The sequence below is a fragment of the Streptomyces rugosispiralis genome, from assembly GCF_024505145.1.
In the GTDB taxonomy this organism is placed as follows: Bacteria; Actinomycetota; Actinomycetes; order Streptomycetales; family Streptomycetaceae; genus Streptomyces; species Streptomyces rugosispiralis.
Map to the genome: position 1 here is coordinate 1 of NZ_JANIAA010000220.1, position 549 is coordinate 549.

The 549-nt window shown below is 67.9% G+C and carries 1 protein-coding gene; it reads left to right on the forward strand.

What is annotated here, in order from left to right; translation table 11 throughout:
- Window positions 1-549 (forward strand): acyltransferase domain-containing protein (locus tag NP777_RS47150; protein ID WP_256656362.1); only part of this gene is annotated, 549 nt, incomplete at both ends.

Consider the following 549-nt stretch of genomic DNA (forward strand, 5'->3'; position numbering starts at 1 on the left):
GTGGGTCATTCGCAGGGTGAGATCGCGGCGGCGTGTGTGGCGGGTGCGTTGTCGTTGGAGGATGCGGCGCGGGTGGTGGCGTTGCGGAGCAAGGCGTTGCGGGCGTTGTCGGGGCTGGGTGGGATGGTGTCGGTGTCGTTGCCGGTGGGGCGTGTGCGGGAGCGGCTTGCGGTGTGGGGTGAGCGGTTGTCGGTGGCGGCGGTGAACGGGCCTTCGGCGGTGGTGGTTTCCGGTGACGCGGACGCGTTGGACGAGTTGCTGGCGGCGTGTGAGGTGGAGGAGATTCGGGCGCGGCGCGTTCCCGTGGACTACGCCTCGCACTGCGCCCATGTGGAGGGAATCGAGGAGGAGTTGTTGCGGGAGCTGGCGGGGATCGCTCCTCGGTCGTCGTCGGTGCCGTTCTATTCGACGGTGACGGGTGGGGTGCTCGATACGGTGGGGCTGGACGCGGGGTACTGGTACCGCAATCTGCGTCAGACGGTGCGTTTCGAGGAGACCGTACGCGCCCTGCTGGCCGACGGATTCGATACGTTCATCGAGGCCAGTGCT